The sequence below is a fragment of the Streptomyces sp. MZ04 genome, from assembly GCF_004684775.1.
GTDB lineage: Bacteria > Actinomycetota > Actinomycetes > Streptomycetales > Streptomycetaceae > Streptomyces.
Genome location: NZ_SRIC01000037.1, coordinates 19,797 through 46,073, shown reverse-complemented (window position 1 = coordinate 46,073; position 26,277 = coordinate 19,797). Strand labels below are relative to the sequence as shown.

The 26,277-nt window shown below is 69.4% G+C and carries 32 protein-coding genes and 1 pseudogene; 11 read left to right on the top strand and 22 right to left on the bottom strand.

Annotated elements, in window-relative coordinates; all coding sequences use genetic code 11:
• Nucleotides 1–526: pseudogene (locus tag E2651_RS11465) on the bottom strand (AAA family ATPase); the annotation flags it as partial.
• 207 nt (nt 527–733) lie between these two features.
• On the opposite strand from E2651_RS11465, the gene E2651_RS11460 reads away from it, so the two are divergent.
• The gene (locus E2651_RS11460) at nt 734–1,318 is read left to right on the top strand and encodes a TetR/AcrR family transcriptional regulator (protein WP_245238745.1); all 585 of its coding nucleotides are present in this window, start codon (nt 734–736) and stop codon (nt 1,316–1,318) included.
• A 31-nt stretch (nt 1,319–1,349) separates the two neighbouring features.
• Here the strand turns inward: E2651_RS11460 and E2651_RS11455 are convergent, their stop codons facing one another.
• From E2651_RS11455 to E2651_RS11435, 6 genes are all read right to left on the bottom strand, one after another.
• Nucleotides 1,350–2,228: a hypothetical protein gene (locus tag E2651_RS11455; RefSeq protein WP_245238744.1), complete on the bottom strand. Its 879-nt coding sequence runs from the start codon at nt 2,226–2,228 to the stop codon at nt 1,350–1,352.
• Nucleotides 2,229–2,252: 24 nt separating this feature from the next.
• Nucleotides 2,253–4,379, bottom strand: coding sequence for an aminoglycoside phosphotransferase family protein (locus E2651_RS11450; RefSeq protein WP_135330972.1), 2,127 nt, complete (start codon nt 4,377–4,379; stop codon nt 2,253–2,255).
• A 278-nt stretch (nt 4,380–4,657) separates the two neighbouring features.
• On the bottom strand, nt 4,658–4,840 hold the full coding sequence (locus tag E2651_RS46115) for a hypothetical protein (protein ID WP_348541625.1): 183 nt from the start codon (nt 4,838–4,840) through the stop codon (nt 4,658–4,660).
• On the bottom strand, nt 4,806–5,177 hold the full coding sequence (locus E2651_RS46110) for a GntR family transcriptional regulator (protein WP_348541626.1): 372 nt from the start codon (nt 5,175–5,177) through the stop codon (nt 4,806–4,808). The genes E2651_RS46115 and E2651_RS46110 overlap by 35 nt, the downstream gene beginning before the upstream one ends.
• A 148-nt stretch (nt 5,178–5,325) precedes the next feature.
• On the bottom strand, nt 5,326–6,033 hold the full coding sequence (locus E2651_RS11440; protein ID WP_135330967.1) for an HAD-IA family hydrolase: 708 nt from the start codon (nt 6,031–6,033) through the stop codon (nt 5,326–5,328).
• Between the two features lie 26 nt (nt 6,034–6,059).
• Nucleotides 6,060–6,986: a GntR family transcriptional regulator gene (locus tag E2651_RS11435; RefSeq protein WP_135330971.1), complete on the bottom strand. Its 927-nt coding sequence runs from the start codon at nt 6,984–6,986 to the stop codon at nt 6,060–6,062.
• A gap of 125 nt (nt 6,987–7,111) precedes the next feature.
• On the opposite strand from E2651_RS11435, the gene E2651_RS11430 reads away from it, so the two are divergent.
• Nucleotides 7,112–7,300 (top strand): hypothetical protein, encoded by a 189-nt coding sequence (locus tag E2651_RS11430; RefSeq protein WP_135330966.1) that lies wholly within the window; start codon nt 7,112–7,114, stop codon nt 7,298–7,300.
• Between the two features lie 11 nt (nt 7,301–7,311).
• Here E2651_RS11430 and E2651_RS11425 read toward each other — a convergent pair whose 3' ends face one another.
• A complete protein-coding gene (locus tag E2651_RS11425; RefSeq protein ID WP_209446116.1) occupies nt 7,312–8,187 on the bottom strand; it encodes a GntR family transcriptional regulator in 876 nt (291 codons plus the stop codon).
• A 240-nt stretch (nt 8,188–8,427) separates the two neighbouring features.
• Here E2651_RS11425 and E2651_RS11420 point away from each other — a divergent pair, with 240 nt between their 5' ends.
• Nucleotides 8,428–8,613 carry a hypothetical protein gene (locus E2651_RS11420; protein WP_135330964.1) on the top strand — a complete coding sequence of 62 codons (186 nt, stop codon included), beginning with the start codon at nt 8,428–8,430 and terminating at the stop codon, nt 8,611–8,613.
• Between the two features lie 82 nt (nt 8,614–8,695).
• Here the strand turns inward: E2651_RS11420 and E2651_RS11415 are convergent, their stop codons facing one another.
• From E2651_RS11415 to E2651_RS11405, 3 genes are all read right to left on the bottom strand, one after another.
• Nucleotides 8,696–9,946 (bottom strand): GNAT family N-acetyltransferase, encoded by a 1,251-nt coding sequence (locus tag E2651_RS11415; protein WP_135330963.1) that lies wholly within the window; start codon nt 9,944–9,946, stop codon nt 8,696–8,698.
• A gap of 197 nt (nt 9,947–10,143) precedes the next feature.
• The gene (locus E2651_RS11410; RefSeq protein ID WP_135330962.1) at nt 10,144–11,106 is read right to left on the bottom strand and encodes an asparaginase; all 963 of its coding nucleotides are present in this window, start codon (nt 11,104–11,106) and stop codon (nt 10,144–10,146) included.
• A gap of 61 nt (nt 11,107–11,167) precedes the next feature.
• A complete protein-coding gene (locus E2651_RS11405) occupies nt 11,168–11,809 on the bottom strand; it encodes a hypothetical protein (RefSeq protein ID WP_135330961.1) in 642 nt (213 codons plus the stop codon).
• Between the two features lie 188 nt (nt 11,810–11,997).
• Here E2651_RS11405 and dtd point away from each other — a divergent pair, with 188 nt between their 5' ends.
• Entirely contained in the window at nt 11,998–12,423 is a 426-nt protein-coding gene (gene dtd / locus E2651_RS11400; protein ID WP_135330970.1) for a D-aminoacyl-tRNA deacylase, read from the top strand.
• A 25-nt stretch (nt 12,424–12,448) separates the two neighbouring features.
• On the opposite strand, the gene E2651_RS11395 is transcribed toward dtd, so the two are convergent.
• From E2651_RS11395 to E2651_RS11385, 3 genes are read right to left on the bottom strand one after another with little or no spacing between them, the layout of a single operon-like run.
• Complete coding sequence (locus E2651_RS11395) at nt 12,449–13,414, bottom strand: folate-binding protein YgfZ (RefSeq protein WP_135330960.1); 966 nt, start codon at nt 13,412–13,414, stop codon at nt 12,449–12,451.
• A gap of 34 nt (nt 13,415–13,448) precedes the next feature.
• Nucleotides 13,449–13,883: a transcriptional repressor gene (locus E2651_RS11390; protein WP_135330959.1), complete on the bottom strand. Its 435-nt coding sequence runs from the start codon at nt 13,881–13,883 to the stop codon at nt 13,449–13,451.
• A gap of 35 nt (nt 13,884–13,918) precedes the next feature.
• On the bottom strand, nt 13,919–14,491 hold the full coding sequence (locus E2651_RS11385) for an FABP family protein (protein ID WP_135330958.1): 573 nt from the start codon (nt 14,489–14,491) through the stop codon (nt 13,919–13,921).
• A 281-nt stretch (nt 14,492–14,772) separates the two neighbouring features.
• On the opposite strand from E2651_RS11385, the gene E2651_RS11375 reads away from it, so the two are divergent.
• Nucleotides 14,773–15,135 carry a DsrE family protein gene (locus E2651_RS11375; RefSeq protein ID WP_135330956.1) on the top strand — a complete coding sequence of 121 codons (363 nt, stop codon included), beginning with the start codon at nt 14,773–14,775 and terminating at the stop codon, nt 15,133–15,135.
• Here the strand turns inward: E2651_RS11375 and E2651_RS11370 are convergent.
• From E2651_RS11370 to E2651_RS11340, 7 genes are all read right to left on the bottom strand, one after another.
• Nucleotides 15,129–15,443, bottom strand: a complete 315-nt coding sequence (locus tag E2651_RS11370; protein ID WP_135330955.1) for a DUF3099 domain-containing protein — start codon at nt 15,441–15,443, stop codon at nt 15,129–15,131. The two genes, E2651_RS11375 and E2651_RS11370, sit on opposite strands and share 7 nt — an antisense overlap.
• Before the next feature lie 62 nt (nt 15,444–15,505).
• Entirely contained in the window at nt 15,506–15,793 is a 288-nt protein-coding gene (locus tag E2651_RS11365) for a DUF1416 domain-containing protein (protein WP_135330954.1), read from the bottom strand.
• 47 nt (nt 15,794–15,840) lie between these two features.
• The gene (locus tag E2651_RS11360; RefSeq protein WP_135330953.1) at nt 15,841–16,686 is read right to left on the bottom strand and encodes a sulfurtransferase; all 846 of its coding nucleotides are present in this window, start codon (nt 16,684–16,686) and stop codon (nt 15,841–15,843) included.
• Nucleotides 16,687–17,103: 417 nt separating this feature from the next.
• On the bottom strand, nt 17,104–17,856 hold the full coding sequence (locus tag E2651_RS11355) for a DUF2993 domain-containing protein (RefSeq protein ID WP_135330952.1): 753 nt from the start codon (nt 17,854–17,856) through the stop codon (nt 17,104–17,106).
• A 140-nt stretch (nt 17,857–17,996) separates the two neighbouring features.
• Nucleotides 17,997–19,109 (bottom strand): hypothetical protein, encoded by a 1,113-nt coding sequence (locus E2651_RS11350; protein ID WP_135330951.1) that lies wholly within the window; start codon nt 19,107–19,109, stop codon nt 17,997–17,999.
• Nucleotides 19,110–19,117: 8 nt separating this feature from the next.
• Nucleotides 19,118–19,372, bottom strand: a complete 255-nt coding sequence (locus tag E2651_RS11345) for a MoaD/ThiS family protein (RefSeq protein ID WP_135330950.1) — start codon at nt 19,370–19,372, stop codon at nt 19,118–19,120.
• A 95-nt stretch (nt 19,373–19,467) separates the two neighbouring features.
• Entirely contained in the window at nt 19,468–20,334 is an 867-nt protein-coding gene (locus tag E2651_RS11340) for an alpha/beta fold hydrolase (RefSeq protein ID WP_135330949.1), read from the bottom strand.
• Between the two features lie 263 nt (nt 20,335–20,597).
• On the opposite strand from E2651_RS11340, the gene E2651_RS11335 reads away from it, so the two are divergent.
• From E2651_RS11335 to E2651_RS11310, 6 genes are all read left to right on the top strand, one after another.
• Nucleotides 20,598–21,422 carry a response regulator transcription factor gene (locus E2651_RS11335; RefSeq protein ID WP_135330948.1) on the top strand — a complete coding sequence of 275 codons (825 nt, stop codon included), beginning with the start codon at nt 20,598–20,600 and terminating at the stop codon, nt 21,420–21,422.
• Between the two features lie 23 nt (nt 21,423–21,445).
• Nucleotides 21,446–22,468 carry a LacI family DNA-binding transcriptional regulator gene (locus E2651_RS11330; RefSeq protein ID WP_135330947.1) on the top strand — a complete coding sequence of 341 codons (1,023 nt, stop codon included), beginning with the start codon at nt 21,446–21,448 and terminating at the stop codon, nt 22,466–22,468.
• Between the two features lie 129 nt (nt 22,469–22,597).
• Complete coding sequence (locus tag E2651_RS11325) at nt 22,598–23,584, top strand: trypsin-like peptidase domain-containing protein (protein WP_167828766.1); 987 nt, start codon at nt 22,598–22,600, stop codon at nt 23,582–23,584.
• 37 nt (nt 23,585–23,621) lie between these two features.
• A complete protein-coding gene (locus E2651_RS11320; RefSeq protein ID WP_135330945.1) occupies nt 23,622–23,849 on the top strand; it encodes a hypothetical protein in 228 nt (75 codons plus the stop codon).
• A gap of 44 nt (nt 23,850–23,893) precedes the next feature.
• On the top strand, nt 23,894–24,616 hold the full coding sequence (locus E2651_RS11315) for a response regulator transcription factor (RefSeq protein ID WP_135330944.1): 723 nt from the start codon (nt 23,894–23,896) through the stop codon (nt 24,614–24,616).
• Nucleotides 24,613–26,064: a HAMP domain-containing sensor histidine kinase gene (locus tag E2651_RS11310; RefSeq protein ID WP_135330943.1), complete on the top strand. Its 1,452-nt coding sequence runs from the start codon at nt 24,613–24,615 to the stop codon at nt 26,062–26,064. Before E2651_RS11315 ends, E2651_RS11310 begins: the two co-directional genes overlap by 4 nt.
• Here E2651_RS11310 and E2651_RS11305 read toward each other — a convergent pair.
• On the bottom strand, nt 26,028–26,234 hold the full coding sequence (locus E2651_RS11305) for a DUF5988 family protein (protein WP_135330942.1): 207 nt from the start codon (nt 26,232–26,234) through the stop codon (nt 26,028–26,030). The two genes, E2651_RS11310 and E2651_RS11305, sit on opposite strands and share 37 nt — an antisense overlap.
• Between the last annotated feature and the right edge of the window lie 43 nt (nt 26,235–26,277).

Here is a 26,277-nt window from a genome sequence, read left to right as displayed (position 1 = left end):
CGGCGGGGGTGTTCGGCGTGTTCGGCGCGCTGCCGGCCAGCGGCTCGTCCTCCAGGCCGGTGAGGTCGGCGGATTCTCCCTTGCTGCCGGGGGCCCAGCCGAAGCGGCGACGGACGGCGACGCCCTGCGGGTCGCGGGCTCCCGCCTGGTAGAAGGCGCGTGAGACGGGGGCGCGCCAGTCGACGACCAGAGGTGGGGCGGAGGGGTGTTCGGTGATGCGGAGACGCCCGATGTGGTAGCTCTGCCCGCGGTGATCACCCGCCTCGTCGGCTGCGGGACCGGCGCCGGCGAAGTCCAGACGCCCGAAGAAGAGGGGCGACTCGGGGAGCTCGCGCATGGCTTTGGCGTGACTGCGGAACTCGTAGCCGAGGACTTCGGCGTCGGCGCCGGACGCGGAGACGTCCGCTCCCCTGATGACCCGCTCCTCCGCGCCGTGGACCATGCCGGTCAGGGCGGCGCGACAGGTGTCGTGGTAGCCGCGTTCTTGGTCGAGGGCTTGATGGAGGGAGGCGTCGCGTGGCGTCATGCCGACGAGAATAATCTAACCGAGTTAAATTTGTCGCGAAGTTAAATTCGTAACCGCGAATCACGCATGCGCTACGCTTCCCCCATGACGGACGAAGAGGCGACCACCGGGACCACCGGGACCACCGGGACCTCCGGAACCCCTGGGACCTCCGGGACCCCTGGGACCCCTGGGACCCCCGGCCTGCGGGAGCGAAAGAAGCAGCGGATGTACCAGGCGGTCTCCGAGGCGGCGATCGCGCTCTTCCTGGAGAAGGGCTTCGAGAAGGTCCCGGTCGCGGAGGTGGCCGCGGCGGCCGACATCTCCAAGCCGACCCTGTTCCGCTACTTCCCCACCAAGGAGGACCTCGTCCTCCACCGTTTCGCCGACCACCAGGACGAGGCGGCCAGAATCGTCACGGCCCGCCCCGACAAGCGCACCCCACTGGACGCCCTGCAACGCCACTTCCTCGACGGCCTGGAACGCCAGGACCCGGTGACGGGCCTGTGCGACCACCCGGCGGTACTCGCCTTCCACCGCCTGCTCTACGGGACACCGTCCCTGGTAGCCCGCCTCTACGAGTACCAGGACCGCTCGGAACAGACCCTGGCCGACGCCCTGGGCGGCGACGCCCCCCTCACCGCACGCCTGGCCGCCGGCCAGATCATCGCCGTACAACGAATCCTCGCCATGGAGAACTGGCGCCGGATCGACGCGGGCGAGAGCGCGGACGAGGTGTGGCCGGACGCGGTGGCGGCGGCGAACCGGGCGTTCGGGCAGTTGCGGTCGGGGCTTTCGGGGGAGCACGGCTGAGGGCTGGCCAAGTGCCCCCCTGTACGCGGGGCTACTGCCGCCAGGAAGGCGTGGCCGCCAGCTTCCACACGCCCTCGAAGTGACTGATCTGCGTCGCGACAGCTGTCTCGGCGGCGGCCGTCCCCTCCTTGCGGGAACGGACGGAGAGGTCGGTGTTGTAGCCCTTGGGGTCGTAGACCTCGCAGTCGGGATTCCGCAGCGGCATGGTGGCGACCACGTTGTAGAGGCCGTGCATCGCCAACTCCTTGTTGAAGATGCAGACCTTGTCCCGCGGATCGCCGTTGTACAGCCGGTACTCGCACTGGACGGTCACCCTGTGCCTCCGGGTCAGCTGGTCCGCCAGCCCGGACAGTATCTGGTCGTACTCACGGCACTTGGATTCGAGCCGGGCCCGGAACTCGGGGTAGTCGACCGGCCTCCCGCCCGGACCGACACGGGACGGAACCGCCATCTCACGGCCGAAGTCCGGGATCAGCATCCTGATCGACACGCGCTTAGTCGGCCCTGGGTCGTCAAGCAGGCTCTCGAGCCGGTGATACAGCTCGTTGTAGAGCGTCTCTCCCGTGTAGCCGAGGAAGCAGATCTCCACCTTCCTCGCGTGGAACGCCTGGCTCACGAAGTCGCCCAGGTCGCTGGATCTGACCAGACCTCGGTCGGGTGGCCGGGAAGAGACGGCGAGATCCTTCACCGCGTCATACAGCACGTAGCCCACCAGGCTGAGCAGCGCACCACCAAGAAACGCCTGGCCCTCCAGAGCGTCGCCGACAGGCTTGACGAACTGGGCCATCAGCCCGGTCACGAAGATGCCGAGCAGCAGGACCCTCGTGGCCGCCGACTCGAATCGCGCCCGATGCTGGCGTAACCATCCGCCCATGCCGTCGCCCGCTGCCCCACCCACTGTGCCCGCCACGCGAGCCCTCCCCCGATAAAACCTCTAGAGCGCTGCCCTCGCCTCTCTATGCTCGCCGCGCGGCAGCGCCCAGACAAGATAGGGGTTGGCCAGCGCTCTCGCGCGCAGCCCCAGGGACGCCTTCGCCGCTTGCAGAGTCATCGCGTACGAGTCCACCGCGCGCTGCACATTGGGCGCGTCCAGGCCCGTGCCCGTGATCAGCCGATCCAGGTCCAAGTACGCGGAGCGGACGATCTCGATCCACCGGTACACCCGCCAGTCGTCCTTCCAGCCGAGGGTGCATGCACTCGGAAGGCGTTTGCTCCAGCGGGCGAACATGCGCTGCCTGATCTCGGCACGCGTCGGGGTCAGGTGCATGTGGCGGACCAAGTCATACAGCGGATCGCCGATCAACGCCATCTCCCAGTCGATGAACGTCAGTCCACGGCCACGGTCCACGCCGTGGCGTACCAGGTTCCACGGATTGAGGTCACCGTGCAGCAGAGCGTTCCGACGTGGCGCCAGCCGGTGGCGGCTGAGAAGTTCCTGCAGGCGGTAGCCGTCCGGCAGCCCGAGCTCGCGAGCGAGCTTCTGTGACTCCTTGGGTAGATCCACCACAAGTCGCACCAGTTCATGGCAGAGCTGAGGGTAGAAGTCCGACTTGGGTGCGGTGGGATCCAGTTGCCTGCTGTCGATACGAGTCAACGCGGCCAGCTGATCCACCAGTTGATCGGCCTCGTTGGGCAACAGGCCGTCCACGGGGTGGTCGGGCGGCAGATCTCCGGCTCGCGGACCCTCGTAGGAATGGATGGCGAACGGGTTCCTCCAGTCGCTCGTCCCCAGGGCCAGAACCCGCGGCGCCCGCACCTCCACCCCAGACTCCTCAATGACCCGCAGCACCGCGTGCTCGCTGAGAATGCTGCGCTCACGGCGGTCGGCCGAGGCCAGCTTTCGGCGTACGACGACCGGGAAGTCGATGCCGTTCACCTTGACCATGGTGTTGAGGTGGGCCGTTCCCTTGAATGCCCGGGAACTCGGGGCGGCCCTCTCTGCAACCAGCGCCTCATGGACGGCCGTCCGGCGGAACTCGGGGTGCTCCGGAACGCGCTCGTTCGGCTCCCAGAAGATCGAGGTCACCTGACGGATCCCCTCGGCGCGCCTCCCGAACCGGGCCGCCTGCCAGCGGGAGAGGACGCGCTGGATCTTCTCGTCCTCCGGCACCGCCGGCAACTGCAGCGGGACGGCCGCGTTCTCCAGTGCTGTGCGCACTGCATGGGTCGCCTTGCCCAGGCCCTGCTGGTCGGTCACTTCCTCCAGGGACCTGGCGGCACGTATCACATCCGAATAGACGGACTGGGCGCGCTCAAAAGCCACATAGTGCCCCAGGTCCTGGTCCAGGCCGATGACCGCACTGGGTCTGAGACGTTGCATAGCGTCCCACCAGGCCCCCACCACCTCATCCCACTGGTGGTCGGGATAGCGCATACGGACCAGGTGGGTGGCGAGATCGTGCAACGGATCGCCATAGGTGGCTAGCTCCCAGTCGACACAGATCAGCGGTGGGTCACCATCGAAGGAGAAGATCACGTTGTCACGGTGCAGGTCCGTGTGGAGCAGGCTGTAGGGGCGCTGAGCCATCTCCGGTACGCGCTCCGCCAACCCGAGAAGGGCGTGCTCGGGAATGCCGAGGTCGCCGAACAGCCCACCGAACTCAGCCCAATTGGGCTGACGGATCTGGCGTTCGGCGAGATACGTGAGATTCCGCAGGAACGACTGCCCGCCCTCATCGGGGTGGGGCCAGTCGGCCGGCAGCGGGGGCAGCGCCTCCCGGCGCACCTGGGTCATCTGCGCCAGCAGGTTGGCCAGCGCGTTGATCAGCAGGGAGTCGACCGGTTTGCCGTTCTGGCAGATGCTGGAGAACGGCACCCCCTCCACATAGCTGTGCACCGCGATGTCGCCGCGTTTGGCCAGACACTCGGGTACGTGGGGCAGTGCACCCTTGACCGCCCGAAGGATCTCGCACTCGTCCTGCCAGGTCCTGATGACAACCGGCAGCGCGTCCCGCATCCGCTGACGCGCCGTCACCCACTCGCCGGGCGTGCGGTCCACCAACTGGGCCATCGGATCCGTCAGCGAGAACGAATAGTTCCGATTGTGATGCCCTCGCATCATGCTCCCGTACCGCAGAGCGTGCTCGATCAATAGGTCGTATGCGTGCGCGTCGTGAACCTCGCGTTCCTCCGCAGACACCAGGAGATGAGTACTGGGCACAGGCAACACGCCCACGGGCCGCTCCTGGATAGTCACGCGAGGAAGCCGAAAGTGATGCACACCCTAGTGGCGCATGAGGGCAGCGACGACTACAGGGCGGTAAACGATGGGCTCAACGAGGCACGCGCCACTCCTTGGGGATGTGACGTTCGAGAAGCTTCCGTTTATGGGCGCTTCGCTTACGGCGCCGCGAGAAGCTCCCAGCAGGAATCGAACCAGGCCTGCATGCTGTCGACGAAGAGAGTTCCCTGCGAATCTGGGCTGTCGTCCCGCACATAGTGCGTGAGCGCCGATCCGAGGCCGAGCACGTCCAGTGCGTCGATCTCCTCACCGTCGTCCAGCTGGACACGGCGCTCGATCACCTTGTAGGGCCCGTGCAGCGCCTCGGTCCGACGTCAGCGTGAACACATCCAGGGCCACATCCAGGCTGGCGAACGCAGCCCCGATTATCGGCCCTGGGGAGACCCGGCCTCTGCCTCCGCTCCCATGCACCCCGCCGGCGCTCGAGTGGGCCAACTGCACCTTCACGACGCGAGATCCGCTCCCCTGCTTGGAGCGGATGAGCCCCTCACTGCTGAGCTCCCTCAGCACCCGCTGAATCGTGTCCCTGGAGACATCGAATTCGCTCGCCAGCTCCCGTTGGGTGGGGAGCCTGCCGCCCAACGGGTACTTGCCGTTGGCGAGCCGAGAGTGCAGCACGTCCGACACGCGCTGGAACTCGCTGCCGCCACCATCACCGGTGCGCTCACTGACCACACGCCGACCGTAACTCTGCCGGACGCCGAGCAAACCACTTCCGGTCAAATTGGACCGAAGGTTGATCGCTTCGCTGGATCCGAGCGACGCCTCACGCCTGCCCCCGCAAAACCTTCAGCACCGGCTCCAGCGAACCGACCACATGCTCTACCCCCGCAGCCCGCAACAGCCTCTCCTTGCGCTTATTACGCGCGTAGCCCAAGAAGCCCACCCCGGCGACCCTGGCCGCCTCGTAATCCGTCGGGGCGTCGCCGATCATCAGGGCCGCCGCCGGCTCCGCGCCCATCGCGTTGAGGGCCCGGTTCAGGCAGTGCGGGTGTGGCTTGAGGAGGTGGAGGTCCTGGGTGCGGCCGTAGATGTGGGGCTGGAAGCAGCGGCTCAAACCCCGGGTGCCGAGGTACCTCGTCACCGCCTTGGGGGAGTTGTTCGTCGTGATGGCCAGGCGCGAGCCCATCGCGTGCCACGTCATGATGAGCGGGTCCGCGTACTGGGTGGGCCAGGCGGAGCTCACCGCCCTGAGTTCCTGCTGGGTGAGACGTTCCTCCAGTTCGGCCACCAGATCGCTGCCGGGATGCCTGCGGTCTACCGCGCGCAGCACGGCGTGCGGATCCGGCTGCTCCCGTTCCTCCTTGGTCAGCAGGCCGCGCAGGCCCCGCTCCTCGAGCCAGCGCACCTGATCACCCGCTATCTGCTCCGCCGAATGCCCGGCGAAGAGCCGGCAGATGGGCCCGTCGAAGTCGAAGAGCACGAAACGGGCGGGAGTGATCAGTTCTCGAAGGTTCTCGGCCTCTTCTGCCATCCACTCAGTCTGCGTCGTATCAGGAGTCACCAAGAGAGTGTCAGGTCAGTCGAGATGGTTTCCCAGAGGGCGGTAAACCATTTCTGCGACTCGTCGACGAATGCCGTGTCCCGATGGGTCGCCCCCTTTTGGAAGGAGAAGAGGGGGGACACGAGGCCTCCGACGTCGTACGCCTCCACCTCCGTGGTGCCGACGTCCAGGGTGTTGCGCCCGATCGTGTAGTAGGCGAGCAGGGCTTCCTCGCCGTTCAGGAGGTAGAGCTTCACGGGAGTGGTGAAGGGCAGCGCGCGGAACGAGACGTCTACGTCGATGCCGTGTGATGAGCGCAGGGCCCGCAGGTTGTGGCGCAGCACCTGGCCCTGGGTGTTGCGCAGTTGGAGCCAGCGCTGGTGGACCCTGCCTCCCTCGTCCTCGCCCTCGATCGGCTTCGGGAAGGCCAGGTCGATGTCGCTGCTGGGCAGCAGGATGCGTACGGAGATGGATTCGGGGCGGAGGCGGCCCTCGTGGATAAGGCGGACCGGCTCGCCCAGCGCGATCATCAGGGTCTCCGCCGTGAAGGAGACGACGTCTATCCGGACGTGTGGTTGCGAGAAGGCCTCCGAGAGGCGGGGCGCGAGCCCGACCATCGAAGGCTGGGGCTTCTCGACCGTGGACACCACAGACTGTGGCGCCGCCGCCACCCTCGGGGGACTTCCCTTGCTCACGTTCGCGAGCAGCCCGTCCCCCTGCAGCGTCCGCAACGCCTGACGCACCGTGCCCCGCTCCACGCCGAACTCCTCCGCGAGCACCGCTTGCGTGGGAAGACGGTCGCCCGGCTTGAGGGCTCCGGAGCGGATGCGGTCGCGGAGTGCGTCGGCGATGTCCTGGGGGGAGAGCTTTCCGCTGCCGCTGCTGCCGCTACTACTGCCACCACTACTGCCGTTCACTGCAACGTTCTCCTGAGTCACGACCAGACGATACAACTCCCCGCCATCTCAGGGCAGTTGTCTTGAAGTTGTTTATGACGTCGGACCAAGTGGGGACAACTTAAGTGAAGTTGGTTGCCAACTCACTCAAGATGGCAGAAGGGGGAACCATCATGACCGTCATAGCCCTCCTCGCAGCCGTGTCCGCCCTCACCTTCGAGCAGTTCGTGCAGTGGCAGTACGGGCCCATGGGCATCGTCGGACTGCTGCTCCTGACCGTCGGCATCAAGGCGAAGAGCCCCACCTGCAGTTCCATCGGCGCCGTCGTCCTCGCGCTGATGATGACCGGTCCCGCAATCTAAGGGGAGCGGACTCAGCGCCGCGCCAGCTCCAGATCCTGGCTGATCGTCCCCCACAGCGCGTCGAACCACAGATGCGACTGCTCCACGAACGTCGTGTCCCGCAGCCCGTCACCCTGCTGAAAGGGGAAGAGCATCGACTGCGCGCCCTGGGCGTCGTACATCTCCATGTGCTCGTGCTCGATCTCCTCGCTCTGCTTGACGAGGGTGTAGTACGCGAACAGCGCCTCCGAGCCGTTGAGCAGGTACAGCTTCACCGGCGGCGTGAACGGCAGGGCACGGAACGAGACGTCTACGTCGATGCCGTGCGAGGTGCGCAGCGCGAGGAGGTTGTGGCGAAGCACCTGCCCCTGCGCGTTGCGCTGGTCGAGCCAGCGGCGGTGCACCTGGCCACCCTCGTCGTCCCCACTGTCCACCGGCGCCGGGAAGGCGAGGTCGATGCTGCGGCTCGGCAGCAGCACCCTGACGGTGACCTTGGCCGGTTTCCGCTGTCCGGCGTGAATCTGACGGAGGGGTTCCCCGATCGCCATCGTGAGCGAGATGGAGGTCAGACAGAGTGCGTCGATCTCTACGTGCGGGGCCTCGAACGCGGCGGCTATGCGCGGCGCGAGGCCGACCATGGTGGGCTGCGGCTTGACCCCGCCGGGACCGGCGAGCGGCAGTCCACGGGTGTCGGCGACGGTCGCCGGGCTGCCCTTGGACACGTTCGCCAGCAGGTTCTCTCCCTGGAGGATGCGCAGCGCCTCGCGTACGACGCCTCGCTCCACACCGAACTCGTCGGCCAACTCCGCCTGGGTGGGCATGCGTTGACCCGGCCGCAGCGCACCGGACCTGATCCGTTCGCGCAACTCGTCGGCCACGTCGCGGTGCGACGTGTGCGGCCTCTTCATCCCATTGACGGGGGCATGTTCCGGGCTCACAACCAAACAGTACAACTTCGCGCCATCTTTGGGGAGTTGCTCGGAAGGTGGTTATGAGTCGAGCCATCGCGGAGATAACTCAGATGAAGTTGGTAGCCAACTTAGGCAACCTGGCAAGACCCTCCGGGGTTGGCCACCAGCCGTTGGCCGTCGGATGGCTACCAGCCGGATGGGACCGGGTCCCCGCCCGGTCCCGAAAGGGGGAACGTCATGCCGCTCATCGCCATCGTCATAGCCGCCCTCGCCATTGGATTCGAGCAGCTCATCCAGTGGAAGTACGGACCGTTGGGCATCGTCGCCTTCGTCCTGCTGACCGTGGGCATCAAAGCCAAGAACACCAAGATCAGCGGGGTCGGGGCCGTGATCCTCGTCCTGCTGCTTGCCCAGTCGGGCTGATCAGACGGGCTGACCGGGCTCCCATCCGGAGGGGAGCCGGGAGTCCGGTCAGTCGCTCCACTCGAAGAATCATTCGAAGAAATCAGAAGATGTCCGGGCACCACGGGCGCCTCGGTGTACGGAACAGTGAGTCGGCGGCAGCGGCCGCGCCCGCCCGCTCCTGAGTCACCCGCCCCGCCCCGGCCAGCCGCACCGCGGACTCGTCACCGAGCCACAGCGTCCCCAACGCGCCGACATCGAGGGACAGTTCGGCCGGGTCCGCGGTCGGCGTACAGCTCGCACCGTCCGGCCTCGCGTCGAGCCGGTAGCGGCCTGCGGCGAAGCCCGCGGGGTCGGCGATCTCGAGCACCAGGGACCCCGACGTCCCGTACGTACGCGATTCCAGCGCGCGTACGACATCCAGGATCCGCACCCACAGCCAGTCCGTCTGCCTGCTGAGGCGGGCCGCGCGCGGGTCCGGCAGGAACAGCGGAAGCAGGTCGTCGGGGGCCCGGTTGTCCGTCTTGACCGTGGTGACCCAGTCGATCGAGCAGAGGTAGCGCCACAGTGCGCGCTCGGCGGCGGGCGTGGTGGCGATCAGGCCGAGCACGGTCAGGGTGTTGCGCGGCTGGCTCGCGTCGGTCCACTCGTCGTCCGTCTTGTACGCGACGAGGCCCTCGACCTCGCCGGACGGTGCGCGGTAGAGCGCGTAGAAGGGCTCGGTCCATGGATTCTCGGGGGTGATCAGCTGCCCGGTGTTCTGCAGCCACCAGCGCTCGTCGCGGTCGACGACACCGTGCCTGCGGGCCCGCAGCCGCTCGTGCAGTGCGGGACCTTCCTTGCGTACGTCGCCGCCGTCCACGAGGTCGATACGGGCGCCGTCGTCCGGGCCGGCCCCGCGGGCGTCGAGCCCGGCCCGCGGTACGTCGATGGTCCACTCGGTGGCGACCGTGGCGGGCCCGAAGCCGTAGCGCCCGTAGATCGGGTACTCGGCGGAGATGAGCGTGGCGACGACGTCACCGCGCTCCTTCGCCGCGGCGAGGTCGGCGGACATCATGCGGTTGAGCAGGCCGCGGCGGCGGCGGGTCGGGGAGACGGTGACGTTGGAGACGGCGTCGGCGGGGACGGGGGTGCCGCCGGGCGGGGTCAGCTCCTGTGCGAAGGAGCGGAAGGTCGCGACGATGCGGTCGCCGTCGAAGGCGCCGAGGGTGCGGGCGTAGTCGACGCTCGCCCTGCGGTTGGCGACGACCTCGTCGGAGACCGTCGCCAAGGGGCGGAGAAATCCCGCGTTGCAGGCGCGGATCCACTCCGGCAGCTCGTCATCTGCGATGGGCCTGACGGTGATGTCGCTCATGGAGTCACGCTAGGCCGGGGGCCGTCTGCGTGCACCTGGATTCTCCTTCGGCCGCGGGTCCGTCGTGGCTGGTCGCTCCCCCAAGTTCTCGGCTTCGCTCGAGCAGGGGGGACCCCCTTCGCGGCGGAGCCGCACATGTCACAGCCCCGCGCCCCTTCTGGGCGCTGCCGAACCGCAGCGGACTTCGACAAGACCGCTCAGAACGCCGCGCGGATTTCGCCCACCTCGACGGCCCCGCCCAGCAGCGGCACACGCCCCACCCGGGAGAGCACGTCCGCCTCCACGCCCGCCAAGCTCAGCGCCCGCGCAAGCACCGGACCCAGCGCCCGCAGCCCGCCGTCGTCCACCTTGAAGGCGAGCGCGCGGCCGTCCGGCAGGGCGAAGGCCTGGACCGCCTCGGCGCCCATCTTGGAGAGGGCGCCCGGCAGCTCCCGCATGAGCCAGGTGTCGGGGCGGCGCGTCCCGGCGACGTACTCGGGATGGGCCCGCATCGCGTCCGCGACCCGGCGCTCGGCGCTGCCCTCGGGGGCCAGGACGAAGTGGCGGAAGGCGCGGGCGAGGCCGGTGAGGGATATCGCCATCAGCGGCGCCCCGCAGCCGTCCGTGCCGACGGAGGCGACCTTCTCGCCCGCCGCCTCCTCGACCACCGTCAGGATCAGGCGCTGGAGCGGGTGCTCCGGGTCGAGGTACGAATCGGCGTCCCAGCCGTTCAGCTCGCAGACCGCCAGCATCGCCGCGTGCTTGCCGGAGCAGTTCATCGTGACCCGGTCACGAACGGCACCCGCTGCCAAATATGTCTCGGCCTCGACCGGGTCGAGCGGCAGATCCGGCGGGCACTGCAGATCCGCCGCCGTCAGGCCGTTCTCCGCCAGCATCTTCTGCACGAGATCCCGGTGGAAGCCCTCACCGGAGTGGCTCGCGGCGGCCAGCGCGAGGCGCTCGCCGGAGAGGTCGAGCCCCGCCCGCAGAATCGCCGCGGCCTGCATCGGCTTGTTGGCCGAGCGCGGGAAGACGGGAGCCGTCACGTCCCCCATCGCCAGCTCCACGCTGCCGTCGGCCGCCAGCAACACCAGGCTTCCCCTGTGACGGCCCTCGACGAAGCCGGATCGTACGACCTCGGCGAGGACCGGAGGTATGAGAGAGGCAGCGGTGGAGGTCATGTTTCGGCCTTCCGGGGCGGAGGTGGCGTGACGGCCGCCCGCGGAAGCCGGGATCACCGGGTCACGAGAGCAGATCGTCTACTTGTGCTTCGCCTTCACGGTACCTGCGGGCGATCTCCGCACTGCAATCGTCCGCCGTACGCTGCAGCTGCTGGCGGCGGCGGGAAACCTGCTGTTCGCAGCGGACGAGGCGCCCCATGGCGGTGTGCAGCTCGTCGTCCGTACGGGCCTCCAGGTCGGAGAGCTCGACCTCGGCGAGCATCTCCGTGGCAAGGAGGCCGTACTCCGCGCTGTGCGGGGTGCCGAGCGTCACATGGCGGGCCGACGAGCGGTGCCGGGCCGGGGCGTCCCTGAGGATCTCCGAGAGCCGGTCGACGACAGGTCCTACCGGCCCGGCCTTCCCCTCCGGGTCCGGCGCCTGCGGGTCCCTGCGGCGGGCCGCCTCGGCCCGCAGGATGTCGATCCGTCCCTGCAGCAGACGTCGTACGTAACTGAGGTCCGCCTCGTTCTGCTGCGCGTCACGTCGCAGCTCGCGCAGTTCGCGCAGGAGCAGCGCGGACAGGTCGTGCTCCACCTGATCGGGCAGGACGACCGGGCTGCCCGTGCGCTGCGTGGGCGGACGCGGCACGTTCGTACGTCGTGCGGCGCTCATGCGGGTCAGCGACACAGGTCCGGGCGGCTGCCCCGTACTTGGTGTGCTCATGTGGCTCTACCGTCCCCTCGACCGGCGCGGTACACCGCGTGTGAGCATCGTGCCACCCCGGGTGGCCGCTATGTGAGCGAGTGCCCCTAATCGGCCCCAGATGGGGGGTTCAGGAGCACGCCTTGGAGCAAGGCGTCGGGGCCGTACGGGGCACGGCCGGCACGACAGGGCACGGCATGATGGTCGGTATGCGTGCTGTGGTGCAGAGGGTGGACGGGGCGAGCGTCGTCGTCGGCGGCGAGACGGTCGGCGAGATCATCGGCGAAGGGCTCTGTGTCCTCGTGGGGGTCACCCACGAGGACACCAAGGAGAAGGCGGCCCAACTGGCCCGCAAACTCTGGTCCGTTCGGATGCTTGACGACGAGAAGTCCTGCTCGGACATCGACGCGCCGCTGCTGGTCATCAGCCAGTTCACGCTGTACGGCGACGCGCGCAAGGGCCGCAGGCCCACCTGGAACGCCGCCGCGCCCGGCGATGTCGCCGAGCCCCTCGTCGACGAGGTCGTCGCCCAACTGCGGGCGCTGGGCGCGACGGTGGCGACCGGGCGCTTCGGAGCCCAGATGCGGGTCTCGCTGACGAACGACGGCCCCTTCACGGTCCTGCTGGAGATGTGAGCCAGGGTCCGACTGCCCGATTGCCCTACGGCTCGACCACGACCTCCTGCGCCGCCGCCGTCGTGCCCGCGATCAGCTCCGCGTCCACCGGTACGTTCCGCTTGATCAGGCCCAGCGCGATCGGGCCCAGCTCGTGATGGCGTACGGCCGTCGTGATGAAGCCCAGCTTGCGGCCCTCCGCGCCCTCGGAGGCGAGGCGCAGCTCCGTGCCGGCCACCGGCAGGTGGACCTCGCTGCCGTCCAGGTGCAGGAAGACCAGGCGGCGCGGCGGCTTGCCCAGGTTCTGGACGCGGGCGACCGTCTCCTGGCCGCGGTAGCAGCCCTTCTGCAGATGCACCGCCGAGCCGATCCAGCCCAGCTCGTGCGGGATCGTGCGGTGGTCGGTCTCGAAGCCGAGCCGCGGCCGGTGCGCCTCCACGCGCAGCGCCTCGTAGGCGAGGATGCCGATCGCCGGGCCGTTCTCGTCGGCGTACGACTCAAGGGACGTACGCGGCAGGAACAGGTCCCTGCCGTGCGGAATCTCACGTACGACGACACCGTCAGGGACCGGCGCGATCGAACCGGCTGGCAGGTGCACGACCGCGAACTCGTCCGTGCGGTCGGCGACTTCGACCCGGTTGTAGAACTTCATGCTCTCCAGGTACGCGACCAGCGCGTCCTGCGTGCCGGGCTCGACGTGCGCCCACACGGTCTCGCCGTCGTCGACGAGGGCGAGGTGGTGCTCGATGTGGCCGTTCGCGGAGAGGATCAGCGCTTCGGTGGCCCGGCCGACGGGCAGCTCGCTCACATGCTGGGTGAGCAGCAGATGCAGCCAGCTCAGCCGGTCGGGGCCGGAGACGGTGACGACGCCGCGGTGCGAGAGGTCCACGAGACCGGTGCCGTCGGCGAGGGCGCGCTGCTCACGGAACAGATCGCCGTAGTGGGCGGCGACGCCTTCGTCCACGCCCTCGGCGGGGACGGCGCCGGGCAGGGACAGGAGGGGGCTCTTCATGTTCACCAACACTACGACCCGGTGGGCCGCGCGTTTATTCCTTGGTCTGCCCCTTGGCCGAACAGCTCTCGCAGCGCCCGAAGATCGCGAAGTGCTTCAGATCCGTGTCGAAGCCGAAGGTGTCCCGCAGCTTCGCGGTGAACTCCGCCGTGACGGAGACATCGGCCTCGATGACGTTCGTGCAGTCCCGGCAGACCAGGTGAATGTGGTGGTGCCGGTCCGCGAGGTGGTACGTCGGCGCCCCGTGCCCCAGGTGCGCGTGACTGACCAGGCCGAGCTCCTCCAGGAGCTCCAGGGTCCGGTACACCGTGGAAATGTTGATCCCCGACGCCGTCTTCCGCACTTCGCAGAGGATGTCGTCGGGGGTCGCGTGCTCAAGGGTGTCGACGGCTTCGAGAACAAGCTGGCGCTGCGGCGTCAGCCGGTAGCCGCGCTGCCGCAGGTCGCTCTTCCAGTCGGTGCTCACCACACCTCGGAGTGTAGGCCCACTTGAAGATTGCGGGCCTACTTGAAGAAAGCGATGCCGTCGTCCGGCAGGTCACCCAGGCCGCGGGCCATCTCGGCGACCTCCTCGGGCGAGACGACCTTCTTCAGCTGCGCCGACATGTACGGCCGCAGCGGCACCTCGGGGGTCTGCTTCTCGCCGACCCACATCAGGTCGCTCTTCACATAGCCGTAGAGCCGCTTGCCGCCTGTGTACGGGCCGGAGGCGGCCGTGCGCGCGACGGCGTCCGTGACCAGGTCGATCTGCGGCTTCTGGTCGGCGAGCTCGCCGTACCAGATCTCGACGACGCCCGTGTCGCGGACCATCACGACCTCGACCTTGCGGTCCTTGCCGATGCGCCAGTAGCCCGACTCGGACTCGAGCGGCTTGACCTTGTTGCCCTCGGCATCGAGGACCCAGGTGTTCGAGCGGTACTCGATGAAGTCGCGCCCGTCATGACTGAAGGAGACTTCCTGGCCGAAATTCGCCTTCTCGGAGCCGGGGAAGTCGGTGACGCCCGCGCCGGCCCAGTTGCCGAGAAGCCAAACGAGGGGCACGAGGTCGGGGTGCAGGTCGGACGGAATCTCGATCATGGGATGCTCAGGCGTTCTGCTAGACGGCGTACGGGTGCAAAGAGTCGTACGGGCTCAGCGCTGACCCTGGTACAGCTTCTTCAAGGTGAGACCGGCAAAGGCGATCACGCCGACGCAGACCAGAACCAGCAGGGCGGAGAAGAAGGCCTCAAGCACGGGGTGCTCCTCAGTGAGCTATCGGGGCAGGTATCAGAGCCGCTCCCACTCTAGTAGGGCGCGGCCGGACTCTCCCGGCGAGGTGGCCTTACGGGTGGCTTCGGCCGTGGCCTTACGATGCGGCCATGGCGAAGAAGCTCGTGATCAAGGTGACCGCGGGGGCCGATGCCCCCGAGCGCTGCTCGCAGGCCTTCACGGTGGCGGCCGTGGCCGTGGCCAGCGGGGTGGAGGTCTCGCTCTGGCTGACCGGCGAGTCGTCGTGGTTCGCACTGCCGGGCCGGGCCGCGGAGTTCGAGCTTCCGCACGCGGCGCCGCTGCCGGACCTGATCGACTCGATCCTGGCCGCCGGTCGGATCACGCTCTGCACGCAGTGCGCGGCGCGCCGCGAGATCACGGAGAAGGACGTGCTGGACGGCGTACGGATCGCGGGCGCGCAGGTCTTCGTCCAGGAGGCCATGACGGACGGCACGCAGGCGCTCGTCTACTGACGGGGCCGGCGCTTCCCGTCGAGCTCGTCCCACCACTCGTCGGACTTGGAGTCCCCCGAGGGGTCGTCCCACCAGCGGTCATCAGGACCACGCCGGTTGGCGACCATGGCGGCGACCGGCGGGATCACCATCGCCACCACGCACATCCCGACGGCGACCGGGATGGACCAGAGCCGCACGACGCCCCAGGCCAGGACGAAGAGGGCGATGCACGTGCCCATCATGGCGAAGTAGGCGTGCCGCCTTCGCGCGTACATACGTCCAGCGTAAGCCGACGTAATGAGCCGAGGTAAGCCGAAGGGCCGCACCCCGTTCCAGTGGCGTCCAACCCCTGGGGTGCGGCCCTTCAGCCGTCAGTGATCCGCTGCCGTCAGACGGCGATCGCGACCTCCGAGAGGCCGCCCGTCTGGGCGACGACCGTGCGGTCGGCCGTGCCGCCCGGGATGAGGGCGCGCAGCGTCCACGTGCCCTCGGCCGCGTAGAAGCGGAACTGGCCGGTCGCCGAGGTGGGGACCTCGGCGGTGAACTCGCCGGTCGAGTCGAGCAGGCGCACGTAGCCGCTGACGGGCTCGCCGTCGCGGGTCACCTGGCCCTGGATGGTGGTCTCGCCGGGCTTGATCGTCGAGGCGTCGGGGCCGCCGGCCTTCGCTCCACACATATGCGTTGTCCTAACTGATCACTGCTGCTGGCTGCGGTTCGGGAGGGTTACTTGTTGGCGCCGAGCTCGATCGGCACGCCGACGAGGGAGCCGTACTCGGTCCACGAGCCGTCGTAGTTCTTGACGTTCTCGACGCCGAGGAGCTCGTGCAGCACGAACCAGGTGAGCGCCGAGCGCTCACCGATGCGGCAGTACGCGATGGTGTCCTTGGCCAGGTCGACCTGCTCGTCGGCGTAGAGCTCCTTGAGCTCGTCGTCCGACTTGAAGGTGCCGTCGTCCTTGGCGTTCTTCGACCACGGGATGTTGCGCGCGGACGGGACGTGGCCCGGACGCTGCGACTGCTCCTGCGGAAGGTGCGCCGGGGCGAGCAGCTTGCCGCTGAACTCGTCGGGCGAACGGACGTCGACCAGGTTCTGCGAGCCGATGGCCTTCACGACGTCGTCGCGGAAGGCGCGGATCGAGGTGTCCTGGGGCTTGGCCTTGTACGAGGTGGCGGCGCGCTGCGGCACCTGGTCGCCGTCGACCAGGTCGCGGGAGTCGAGCTCCCACTTCTTGCGGCCGCCGTCGAGGAGCTTCACGTCCTGGTGGCCGTAGAGCTTGAAGTACCAGAAGGCGTAGGACGCGAACCAGTTGTTGTTGCCGCCGTAGAGGACGACGGTCGTGTCGTTCGCGATGCCCTTGCCGGACAGGAGCTTCTCGAAGCCCTCCTGGTCGACGAAGTCGCGGCGGACCGGGTCCTGGAGGTCGTCGGTCCAGTCGATGCGGATCGCGTTCTTGATGTGGTTCTTGTCGTACGCGGAGGTGTCTTCGTCGACCTCGACGATGGCAACCTTCGGGTCGTCGATGTGGGCCTCGACCCAGTCAGCGTCTACCAGGACGTCGCTGCGGCTCATACTTCTTCTCCTCCGGGGCAGTTGCGGCGGGGCTGCGGTGCTGTGCGAGGGGATGCCGGGTACGGGCGGTGATGACGCGGTGGCGCGGCGTACACGGCACGGGGTGGCCCTGACGGGGGTCAACGGGCCTGGGGGATACGGGAGTCGGAGCTCCCGCTCAGAAGGTGCGACAGAGCATGGCGGCGACGCGGCACAGGTCTACTGCCCGCCGCTTCGTGAGGTCCGCCTGTCGTTGCATGCGTCCGATCGTAGGTACGCAGGGGCGGCCGTGTCACCGGCGTGTCGGATGATGAGACGCGATCATCCGCATAGTGGGATTAGTTGAACGCAAAAGCCGCCCGCGCGGGGGCGGGGTCCGGTGTCGGCCCCTACCGCATCCATCGCGCGGACGGCTCTGTCTCGTACTGCGGACCGGCCTCAGCCTGCCAGCTTCACGTTCGCGCCCTTGACCGAGATGTCCACGCCGTCCTGCGCAGCCCTCACCTGGTCGATCTTGATGCCGCCCGGCAGCCCGCCGACCCTCTCCTCGAAGTCGGTGACATCGCGGACGAGGCCCTCGGGGAGCGGGATCGTCACGCCCATGACCTCGAGGTTCTTCGGGATCTCATCGGCGTGCACCTTGATCGTGTCGTCCTCGACCCGGACCGAGCTCAGCACGTGCACCGGCTTCGGCAGCTTCACGCCGCCCTTGCTCACCTCGACCTCGACCTTGATCTTGCCGTCGCCGCCGTCGGAGAGGCCGACCACCTTGCCGGTGGCGCCGAGCGGCAGGTCGACCGGCTCGCCCTGGGACTCCTTGAGCAGCTCGTCGTAGGAGATACGCGCCGTTCCGGTGGCCTTCTCGGCGGTCGCGGAGCTGTAGTCGCCGGAGAACTCGACACCCTGCATCCGGGCGTTCAGATCGGCGATGCGGATCTTGTCGGAGCCGGAGGTGGCGTCGTAGTCCTGGATGCCGATCTCGACGTCGTCGAGCGTGCCGCCGACGACCTGGGTCAGGAAGGGGAAGCCCTTGATCGAGACGTCCGGCGTCTCGCTGAGCCCCTCGCTGGTACGCAGCTTGTCCGCGACCTCGTCCTCGGCGAATCCCACCGCGAGACGGTCGGCGCCCACGAACAGGCCGCCCAGGATCACGACGACGATCAGAAGTATTCGCACTGCGCGCTTGCTCATGTCCGGTGTTCCCCCACCTTGTCCCCCGCGCCGGCTGTCGCCGCCACGAGCCTGTTGCCGCGAGCCTAAAGGACAGGTCCCCGGCCGGAGAGCCCGGCGGGGACCTGTCGATCAGCTGTGACGATCAGTTGTACGCCGATTCAGCCGATCACACGGCCGAGTACGTAGACCGCCGGGGCGGCGGCCGCGAGCGGCAGGGCGACGCCCGCCGTCATGTGCACGAAGCGGGACGGGTAGTCGTAACTGGCCACCCGGTGGCCGATCAGCGCGCAGACACCGGCGCCGAGGCCGAGCAGGGCCCCCTTGCTGCCGCCCGCGGCGGAGCCGCTGTCAGACAGCGCGGTCATGCCGCCGACGGCGATGCCCGCCCCGGCGGCGGCGAGCAGCGCGACGACCACGGAGGCGGCCGTCGGCAGCGGAAGGGCGCGGGCCAGGACCGCCACGGCCACGGCGATGGCCCCCACGGTCACGGCGTCGTCCGCGGCCGCGAGGTGTCCGGCCGCGATGATCGCGAGCGCGGCGGAGGCGACGGTGGCCATGAGCCCGTACATCCGCTCATCGGCGGAGGCACGGCTGCGCAGCTGCAGCACGAGCACAAGCAGTACCCACACGCCCAGGGTGCCCAGGATCGCGGCGGGCGCGTTCTCCTTGCCGGTGGCGAGCAGCGCGACGTCGGCGACGACACCGCCGAGGAAGGCGAGCGCGATGCCCTGCCGGGCGGGCCACATCCCGTTCAGCCGGAACCACCCGGCGGCGGTGACGGCCTGCAGCACGATCAGCGGTACGAGAAGGGCGTACTGCCCGATGGCGGCACCCCCGGCGAGCAGCAGACCGAGCACGGCGGTGATCCCCGCGGGCTGGATCCCCGGCTCGATGATCGGCGACCGTCCCTCGGCACGGGCGCGCTGGGCGTCGGTGACGCGGGCGTTGCCGGTGGTGGTGGCGGGGCCGTAGCTGTCGGTTTCCTCGGCCACCGCCGGTTCCGCGTAGACGGGCGGAGGGGCGTCGTACGACGGAGGGGCCTCCGCCGGCAACGGCTGCCCGTAAGCCTGCGGCGGCAGATACGCCGTATCCGTCACGTCCGCCACAGGCGAAGGCTGGACCTGCGTGTCCCAGGTCTGCCCCTCCCACTGCTGGGTGTAAGCGTCCTGGGCGTACCCCTGCTGGGGATACTGCTGCTCAGGGGGATACCCCTGCCCCTGCTGCTGATACGGGTCGTACCCGTCGTACCCCTGATACGGCTGATCGCTCATAGCGCGCCTCACCCTCCTGCGAACGGCGGGAGCACCTCGACCGTGCCGCCCTCGGCCAGCCGTACCGTCTCATGCCCACGGGTCCCGACGGGGTGACCGTCGACGAGGAACGAGCATCGCTGCAGCACACGGACCAGTTCACCGGGGTGCCGCTGCCGCGCCGCCTCCAGCGCCTCGGCGAGCGTCGCCGCCGCGTACGGCTCCTCGGCGATCCCCGCGGCCGCCTTGGCCGCGGCCCAGTAACGAATGGTGCCGTTCACCATGCCGCGCACCCTCCTTTGCGGCTAGACCGCCGCCGCTCTCGCGGACGTGGCCACTCGCCGTCGTGGTTCCTCAATCGATGGTTCGGTCCACAAGGCTAGCCCGCTGGTGAAACGACCCACTTCGCGATCCGGTCCAGCAAGTCCTGCGTCGCCGCGTGCTCGGCGTGCCCCATGCCCGCCTCGAGCCACAGTTCCGCCCCGCCCTCCGCGGCGGCGGCCAGCATCCGCGGGTGGTCGACGGGGAAGTACGGGTCCCGGTCCCCGTGCACGATGAGCAGCGGCGTCGGCGCGATCCGCGGGACCGACTCGACCGGCGAGAGCGGGACCGGGTCCCACTCGTCCGGATGGATACGGGTCCGCAGGCCAAGGCGTCCCACGGCCCGCCCCGCCGGCCGCGTCACCAGCCAGTGCAGCCGCCGCATCGGCGCCGTCCCCCGGTAGTACCAACGGGCCGGAGCGCTCACCGCGACCACCGCGTCAACCCGCGCGTCCATCTCCGCGTCAACCCACGCTTCCGTGCGCCCCTCGTGCGCGGGACCGCTGAGTGCCGCGTGCCGCAGGACCACGGAGCCGCCCATCGAGAAGCCCACGGTCACCACCCGCGCATGCCCGAGCGACCGCGCCCACTCCACGGCGGCCGCCAGATCGAGCACCTCGCGGTCGCCGACCGTGGAGCGCCCGCCGGACGCCCCGTGCCCCCGGAAGGAGAAGGTGATCACGGCCGCACGCTGCGCGAAGACACCCGCCGCGCGGCGCACGTGGGGCCGCTCCAGATCGCCCGTGAAGCCGTGCGCGAGCACGATCGCGAGGTCGCCCGCGGGGTCGGGTCCGGGGTCGTACGCGGCGTCGATGTCGACTCCGTCCCGTGTACGGAGCGTTGCGCGCCGTTGAACGCGGGAGGGATCGCGAGTGATCGGCGGCACAGAAGATCCCGCCGCTTGGCCTGCCGGACCGGAAGTCATGTGGGCTATTCTCCTTGGCAGAGGATCCGGGCAGCGAAGCCCCCGGGTCCTTTCGTGCTTTCTGAGGCGCTGTATACGAACGACCCGTTCGGTCGTTACGGAGCCGGGGAAACCGCACGTGGGGCTCCCAGGGCGCGGGACCCCGCCGGCAGGAACAGTACGAAGCAGTGCCGTAAACGTCCTCGCAGGGACCGAGGAGGAACCGACGTTATGGGCGAGCGAAACGTGCACGACCGTAAGACGACCCAGGCAGGTGTGCGGCGATGAGTTCTCTGCTGCTCCTCACCAATGCCCTTCAGCCGTCGACGGAGGTGCTTCCCGCCCTCGGCCTGCTGCTGCACAACGTGCGGGTGGCCCCCGCCGAAGGCCCGGCCCTCGTCGACACCCCTGGTGCCGACGTCATCCTGATCGACGGCCGCCGTGACCTCCCGCAGGTCCGCAGCCTCTGCCAGCTCCTCCGCTCCACGGGACCGGGCTGTCCGCTCGTCCTCGTCGTCACGGAGGGCGGCCTCGCGGCTGTCACCGCCGACTGGGGGATCGACGACGTACTTCTCGACACGGCGGGGCCCGCCGAGGTCGAGGCGCGCCTGCGCCTCGCGATGGGCCGGCAGCAGATCGTCGCCGACGACTCCCCGATGGAGATCCGCAACGGCCCTCTCTCCGTGGACGAGGCGACGTACAGCGCGAAGCTGAAGGGCCGGGTCCTGGACCTGACCTTCAAGGAGTTCGAGCTGCTCAAGTACCTGGCGCAGCACCCGGGCCGCGTCTTCACGCGCGCCCAGCTCCTCCAGGAGGTCTGGGGCTACGACTACTTCGGCGGTACGCGGACGGTCGACGTACATGTACGACGGCTGCGCGCGAAGCTCGGCGTCGAACACGAGTCGCTCATCGGCACCGTCCGGAATGTCGGCTATCGCTTCGTCACGCCGGAGAAGGTCGACCGTGCGGCCGACGGGGAGAAGGCGAAGGCGGCGAGGCCCCGGGCGGAGGGCGAGCGCGAGGAGGCCGAGGGGAAAGCGGCACCCGCCGCGGCACCCGCCCCGGTGTCCCCGCCGAAGGAAGCTGCCGTACGCCCTGCCCAGCGGTAGTTCCATCCGCGTAGACTCCGCGCGTGGCCAAGGTGACTCGGGATGACGTGGCGCGACTTGCGGGTACTTCCACCGCCGTCGTCAGCTATGTCATCAACAACGGACCCCGGCCGGTCGCCCCGGCCACGCGCGAGCGTGTCCTCGCCGCCATCAAGGAGCTGGGGTACCGGCCCGACCGGGTCGCCCAGGCCATGGCGTCGCGGCGGACCGACCTCATAGGCATGATCGTGCCGGACGCGCGACAGCCGTTCTTCGCGGAGATGACCCACGCGGTGGAACAGGCGGCGTCCGAGCGCGGAAAGATGGTGCTCGTCGGGAACACGGACTACGTGGCCGAGCGCGAGACCCACTATCTGCGGGCCTTCCTCGGCATGCGGGTCTCCGGGCTGATCCTCGTCAGCCACGCCCTGACGGATTCGGCCGCCGCCGAGATCGACGCGTGGGACGCGCGGGTCGTGCTGCTCCACGAGCGGCCCGAGGGGATCGACGACGTGGCCGTGGTGACGGATGACCTGGGCGGCGGCCAGCTCGCCACCCGGCACCTGCTCGAGCATGGCCATGAGTACGTCGCCTGCGTCGGCGGCACGGCCGAGACCCCGACCGTCGGCGACCCCGTCTCCGACCACGTCGAGGGCTGGCGGCGGGCCATGCGGGAGGCCGGCCTTTCGGTGGAGGGGCGTCTTTTCGAGGCGCCGTACAACCGCTACGACGCCTACCAGATGGCCCTGGAGCTGCTGGCGCGTCCCGATCGCCCGACCGCGATCTTCTGCTCGACCGACGACCAGGCGATCGGCGTCCTGCGGGCGGCGCGGGAGCTGCGCATCGACGTCCCCGGGCAGCTGGCGGTCGCCGGCTTCGACGACGTGAAGGAGGCGGGCCTGACGGACCCGCCCCTGACGACGGTGGCGTCCGACCGCCCCGCGATGGCCCGCGCGGCGGTGGACCTGGTCCTGGACGACGGCCTCCGCGTGGCGGGCTCCCGCCGGGAGCGCCTGAAACTGTTCCCCTCGCGTCTTGTCGTGCGCCAGTCCTGCGGCTGCAACTGACGTCTGCCCCAGGCAGGGCGGCCAGGGGCTCGATGACCCCGGGGCCTTTACAACGGGCATACGCGGTTCTCTTGGGGTTCTCAGGGCGTCCTCAGGCCGCTCTCATCAAGGCCCCGCAGCCTGGATCCCATGACCGAAACCTTCCGCCACAGCGGCGAGTACCCTCAGCAACCGCAGGGCGCGTACCCACCTCCGCCCGCTTACGCACCGGAAGAGCCCCCGAAGCCGCCGCGCCGGCGGGCGAAGGGCCCCCTCGCGCTTCTCGCCGCCGTGGCCATCGCGGCAGCGGCCATCGGCGGCGGCACCGCCTACGCCTTCCAGGAGCTGACCGGCGGCGACGGCTCGTCGAGCTCCAGCGCCACCGGCACCGACGTCGTGCCCACCAGCCAGAAGGGCACCGTCTCCGGCGTCGCCGAGGCCGTCAGCCCCAGCATCGTCGAGATCAGCGCCAAGTCCAGCGCGGGCTCCGCCACCGGCTCCGGCGTGATCATCACGGACGACGGCGAGATCATCACCAACAACCACGTGATCTCCGGCGCCTCGTCGGTCAAGGTGACGACGAGTGACGGCAAGTCGTACACCGCCAAGGTCGTCGGCACCGACAGCAAGAAGGATCTGGCGCTGATCAAGGTGCAGGGTGCCTCCGGGCTGAAGGCCGCGAGCCTCGGGAATTCCGACAACGTCAAGATCGGCGACGACGTCGTGGCGATCGGCTCCCCCGAGGGCCTGACCGGCACCGTCACCAGCGGCATCATCTCCGCCCTCGACCGCGACGTCACCGTCTCGACGGACGAGGGACAGCAGCAGCCGGGCGGCGGCGACGGCGGCTGGCCGTTCGAGTACGGCGGCGAGCAGTTCAACGGCGACACCGGCTCGTCGAAGACCACGTACAAGGCCCTGCAGACCGACGCCTCGCTCAACCCCGGCAACTCCGGCGGCGCCCTCATCGACATGAACGGCAACATCATCGGCATCAACTCCGCGATGTACTCGCCCAGTTCGTCCCAGAGCGGCAGCGGCGACGCCGGCTCGGGCAGCGTCGGCCTCGGCTTCGCCATCCCCGTCAACACGGTCAAGGCCGACCTCGACACGCTGCGGGCCGGCTCCACCGACTGACCCCGCAGTCCCCCTCGTACGACACAGGAGGCCCCCCATGACCGCCACCCGCACCGGCACCGTCATCACCGTCAACCGCGCCCGGCACGCACTCGCAGTCACCATCGGCTGGGGGCGGCCCGACACCGATCCGGCGGGGCTCGGCCTCCCGCTCGCCGTCGCGCGACAGCTGCACGGCGCGACCACGAAGGAACGCGCCCCCGAAGTGGCGGCTCCCCCGCGACCCGCCGCGCGCCGCAAGCCCCGCGCCCGCGTGCGAGGCTGATGAAGGACCCGTCCGAGACCCACGCACCCGAGGAACCGACACCGATGAGCCCCGCCGAAGGCGAACAGCAGCAGCGCATCCTGATCGTCGACGACGAGCCCGCCGTGCGGGAGGCGCTGCGGCGCAGCCTCGCCTTCGAGGGGTACGGCACGGAGGTCGCCGTCGACGGCGCCGACGCGCTGGAGAAGGCCGCCGCCTACCGGCCCGACCTCGTCGTACTCGACATCCAGATGCCCCGCATGGACGGCCTCACGGCGGCGCGCAGGCTGCGGGCGACGGGCTCCACCACGCCCATCCTGATGCTGACCGCGCGCGACACCGTCGGCGACCGCGTCACCGGGCTCGACGCGGGCGCCGACGACTACCTGGTCAAGCCGTTCGAGCTCGACGAACTCTTCGCCCGCATCCGGGCGCTCCTTCGCCGCAGCTCGTACGCGGCCGCGTCCGGGCAGGCCGAGGAGGGCGACACCCTCGCCTTCGCCGATCTGCGGATGGACCTCGCGACGCGCGAGGTGACGCGGGGCGCGCGGACGGTCGAGCTGACCCGCACCGAGTTCACCCTCCTCGAGATGTTCCTCGCGCACCCCCGGCAGGTCCTCACGCGCGAGCAGATCCTCAAGGCCGTCTGGGGCTTCGACTTCGAGCCGTCCTCCAACTCCCTTGATGTGTACGTGATGTACCTGCGCCGCAAGACGGAGGCGGGCGGTGAGCCGCGGCTCGTGCATACGGTGCGGGGCGTGGGGTACGTGCTGCGGGCGGGCGAGTGAAGGGGCTCGTCCGGCGCTTCCGCTCACTGCCGTTGCGCTCACGGTTGGCGTTGCTGGTGACATCCGCGGTGGCACTGGCCGTCGCGGCCGTCGCGGTGTCGTGCTGGTTGCTGACCCGCGCCCAGCTCCGGGACCAGATGGACGACTCCCTGCGCAGCCTCAACGTGGGCGGCGCGTACCTCGGGGAGACGGTGGCCAACTGCCGCGACACCGGCACGTCCCCCGACGGCGAGACAGCGCCGGGTACTACCACCGTCTTCGTGCAGGTCGTCCAGCCGGACGGCACGCGCTGCGTGGGACTCGGCTCCACACCCGTGGTGGTCGAGGACCCGGACCTGGCAGTGGCTCAGCGTCTACGGGAGCAGACCCTCCACGACGGCAAGACCGACAGCGGCCAGCCGGTGCGCGTTCTGACGCAGACACAGGGCAACGTCACCGTCTCGCTGTCCCGTCCGCTCTCAGAGATCGACACCCCCCTGAACCGGCTCGCCCTGCTGCTCGCCTTCGTCGCCGGAATCGGCGTGATCGGCGCCGGCGCCGCAGGCCTCTGGGTGGCCCGCACCGGTCTCCGCCCCGTCGACGAACTCACCAAGGCCGTCGAACACGTCGCCCGCACCGAAGACCTGAACCTCCGTATCCCCGTCGACGGCGACGACGAGATCGCCCGGCTCTCGGAGTCGTTCAACTCCATGACCGCGTCCCTCGCCTCGTCCCGCGACCTCCAGCAGCAGCTCATCGCCGACGCGGGGCACGAGCTGCGCACCCCCCTCACCTCGCTGCGTACGAACATCGAGCTGCTCGCCCGCAGCGAGGAGACCGGGCGGGCCATTCCGCCCGACGACCGCAAGGCGCTGCTCGCGTCCGTCACGGCGCAGATGACCGAACTCGCCGCGCTGATCGGGGACTTGCAGGAGCTGTCCCGGACGGAGGCGGGCCAGGGCGGCAAGGTGCAGGTGGTCGCCCTGCACGACATCGTGGAGACGGCCCTGGAGCGGGCACGCCTGCGCGGGCCCGAGCTGACGTTCACCGCGGACCTCGCGCCCTGGTTCGTCCGGGCGGAGCCCCCCGCGCTCGAGCGGGCCATCGTGAACATCCTGGACAACGCGGTGAAGTTCGGGCCGCCGGGCTCGACCGTCGAGGTCGCTCTCAGACAGGGCGAGCTGACGGTCCGGGACCACGGCCCCGGCATCCCCCCCGAGGAACTCCCCCACGTCTTCGACCGCTTCTGGCGCTCCCCGTCGGCACGGAGCCTGCCCGGCTCGGGCCTCGGCCTGTCCATCGTGGCCCGCACGGTCCGCCAGGCCGGTGGCGAAGTGGCGCTGCGGCCGGCCACCGGCGGCGGAACGGAGGCGACGGTGCGCCTCCCCGGGGCGGCTGCTCCGCCCCCGAAATCGCTTGGTCCGGCCGGTGCTCAGCCCGGGAGCTCCGTGCGTTCCCACCATTCGTAGACGGGCAAGCTGCCTTCGGGGGTGTCCTGGTGGCGCGCTGTGACCCGGAAATGCTCGTATCCGCCGCGGAACGGGATCTTGAGCTCGATTCCGGGTGGGGTGACGTCGACGATCCGCTGAGGCAGATCGTCGGGGCCGCCCTCGAGGAACGCTTTCGGTGCATTGGTCATGCTGAGAGTTTCCCCCTGGAGAGCGGTCCGGCTCCCCCGTGAC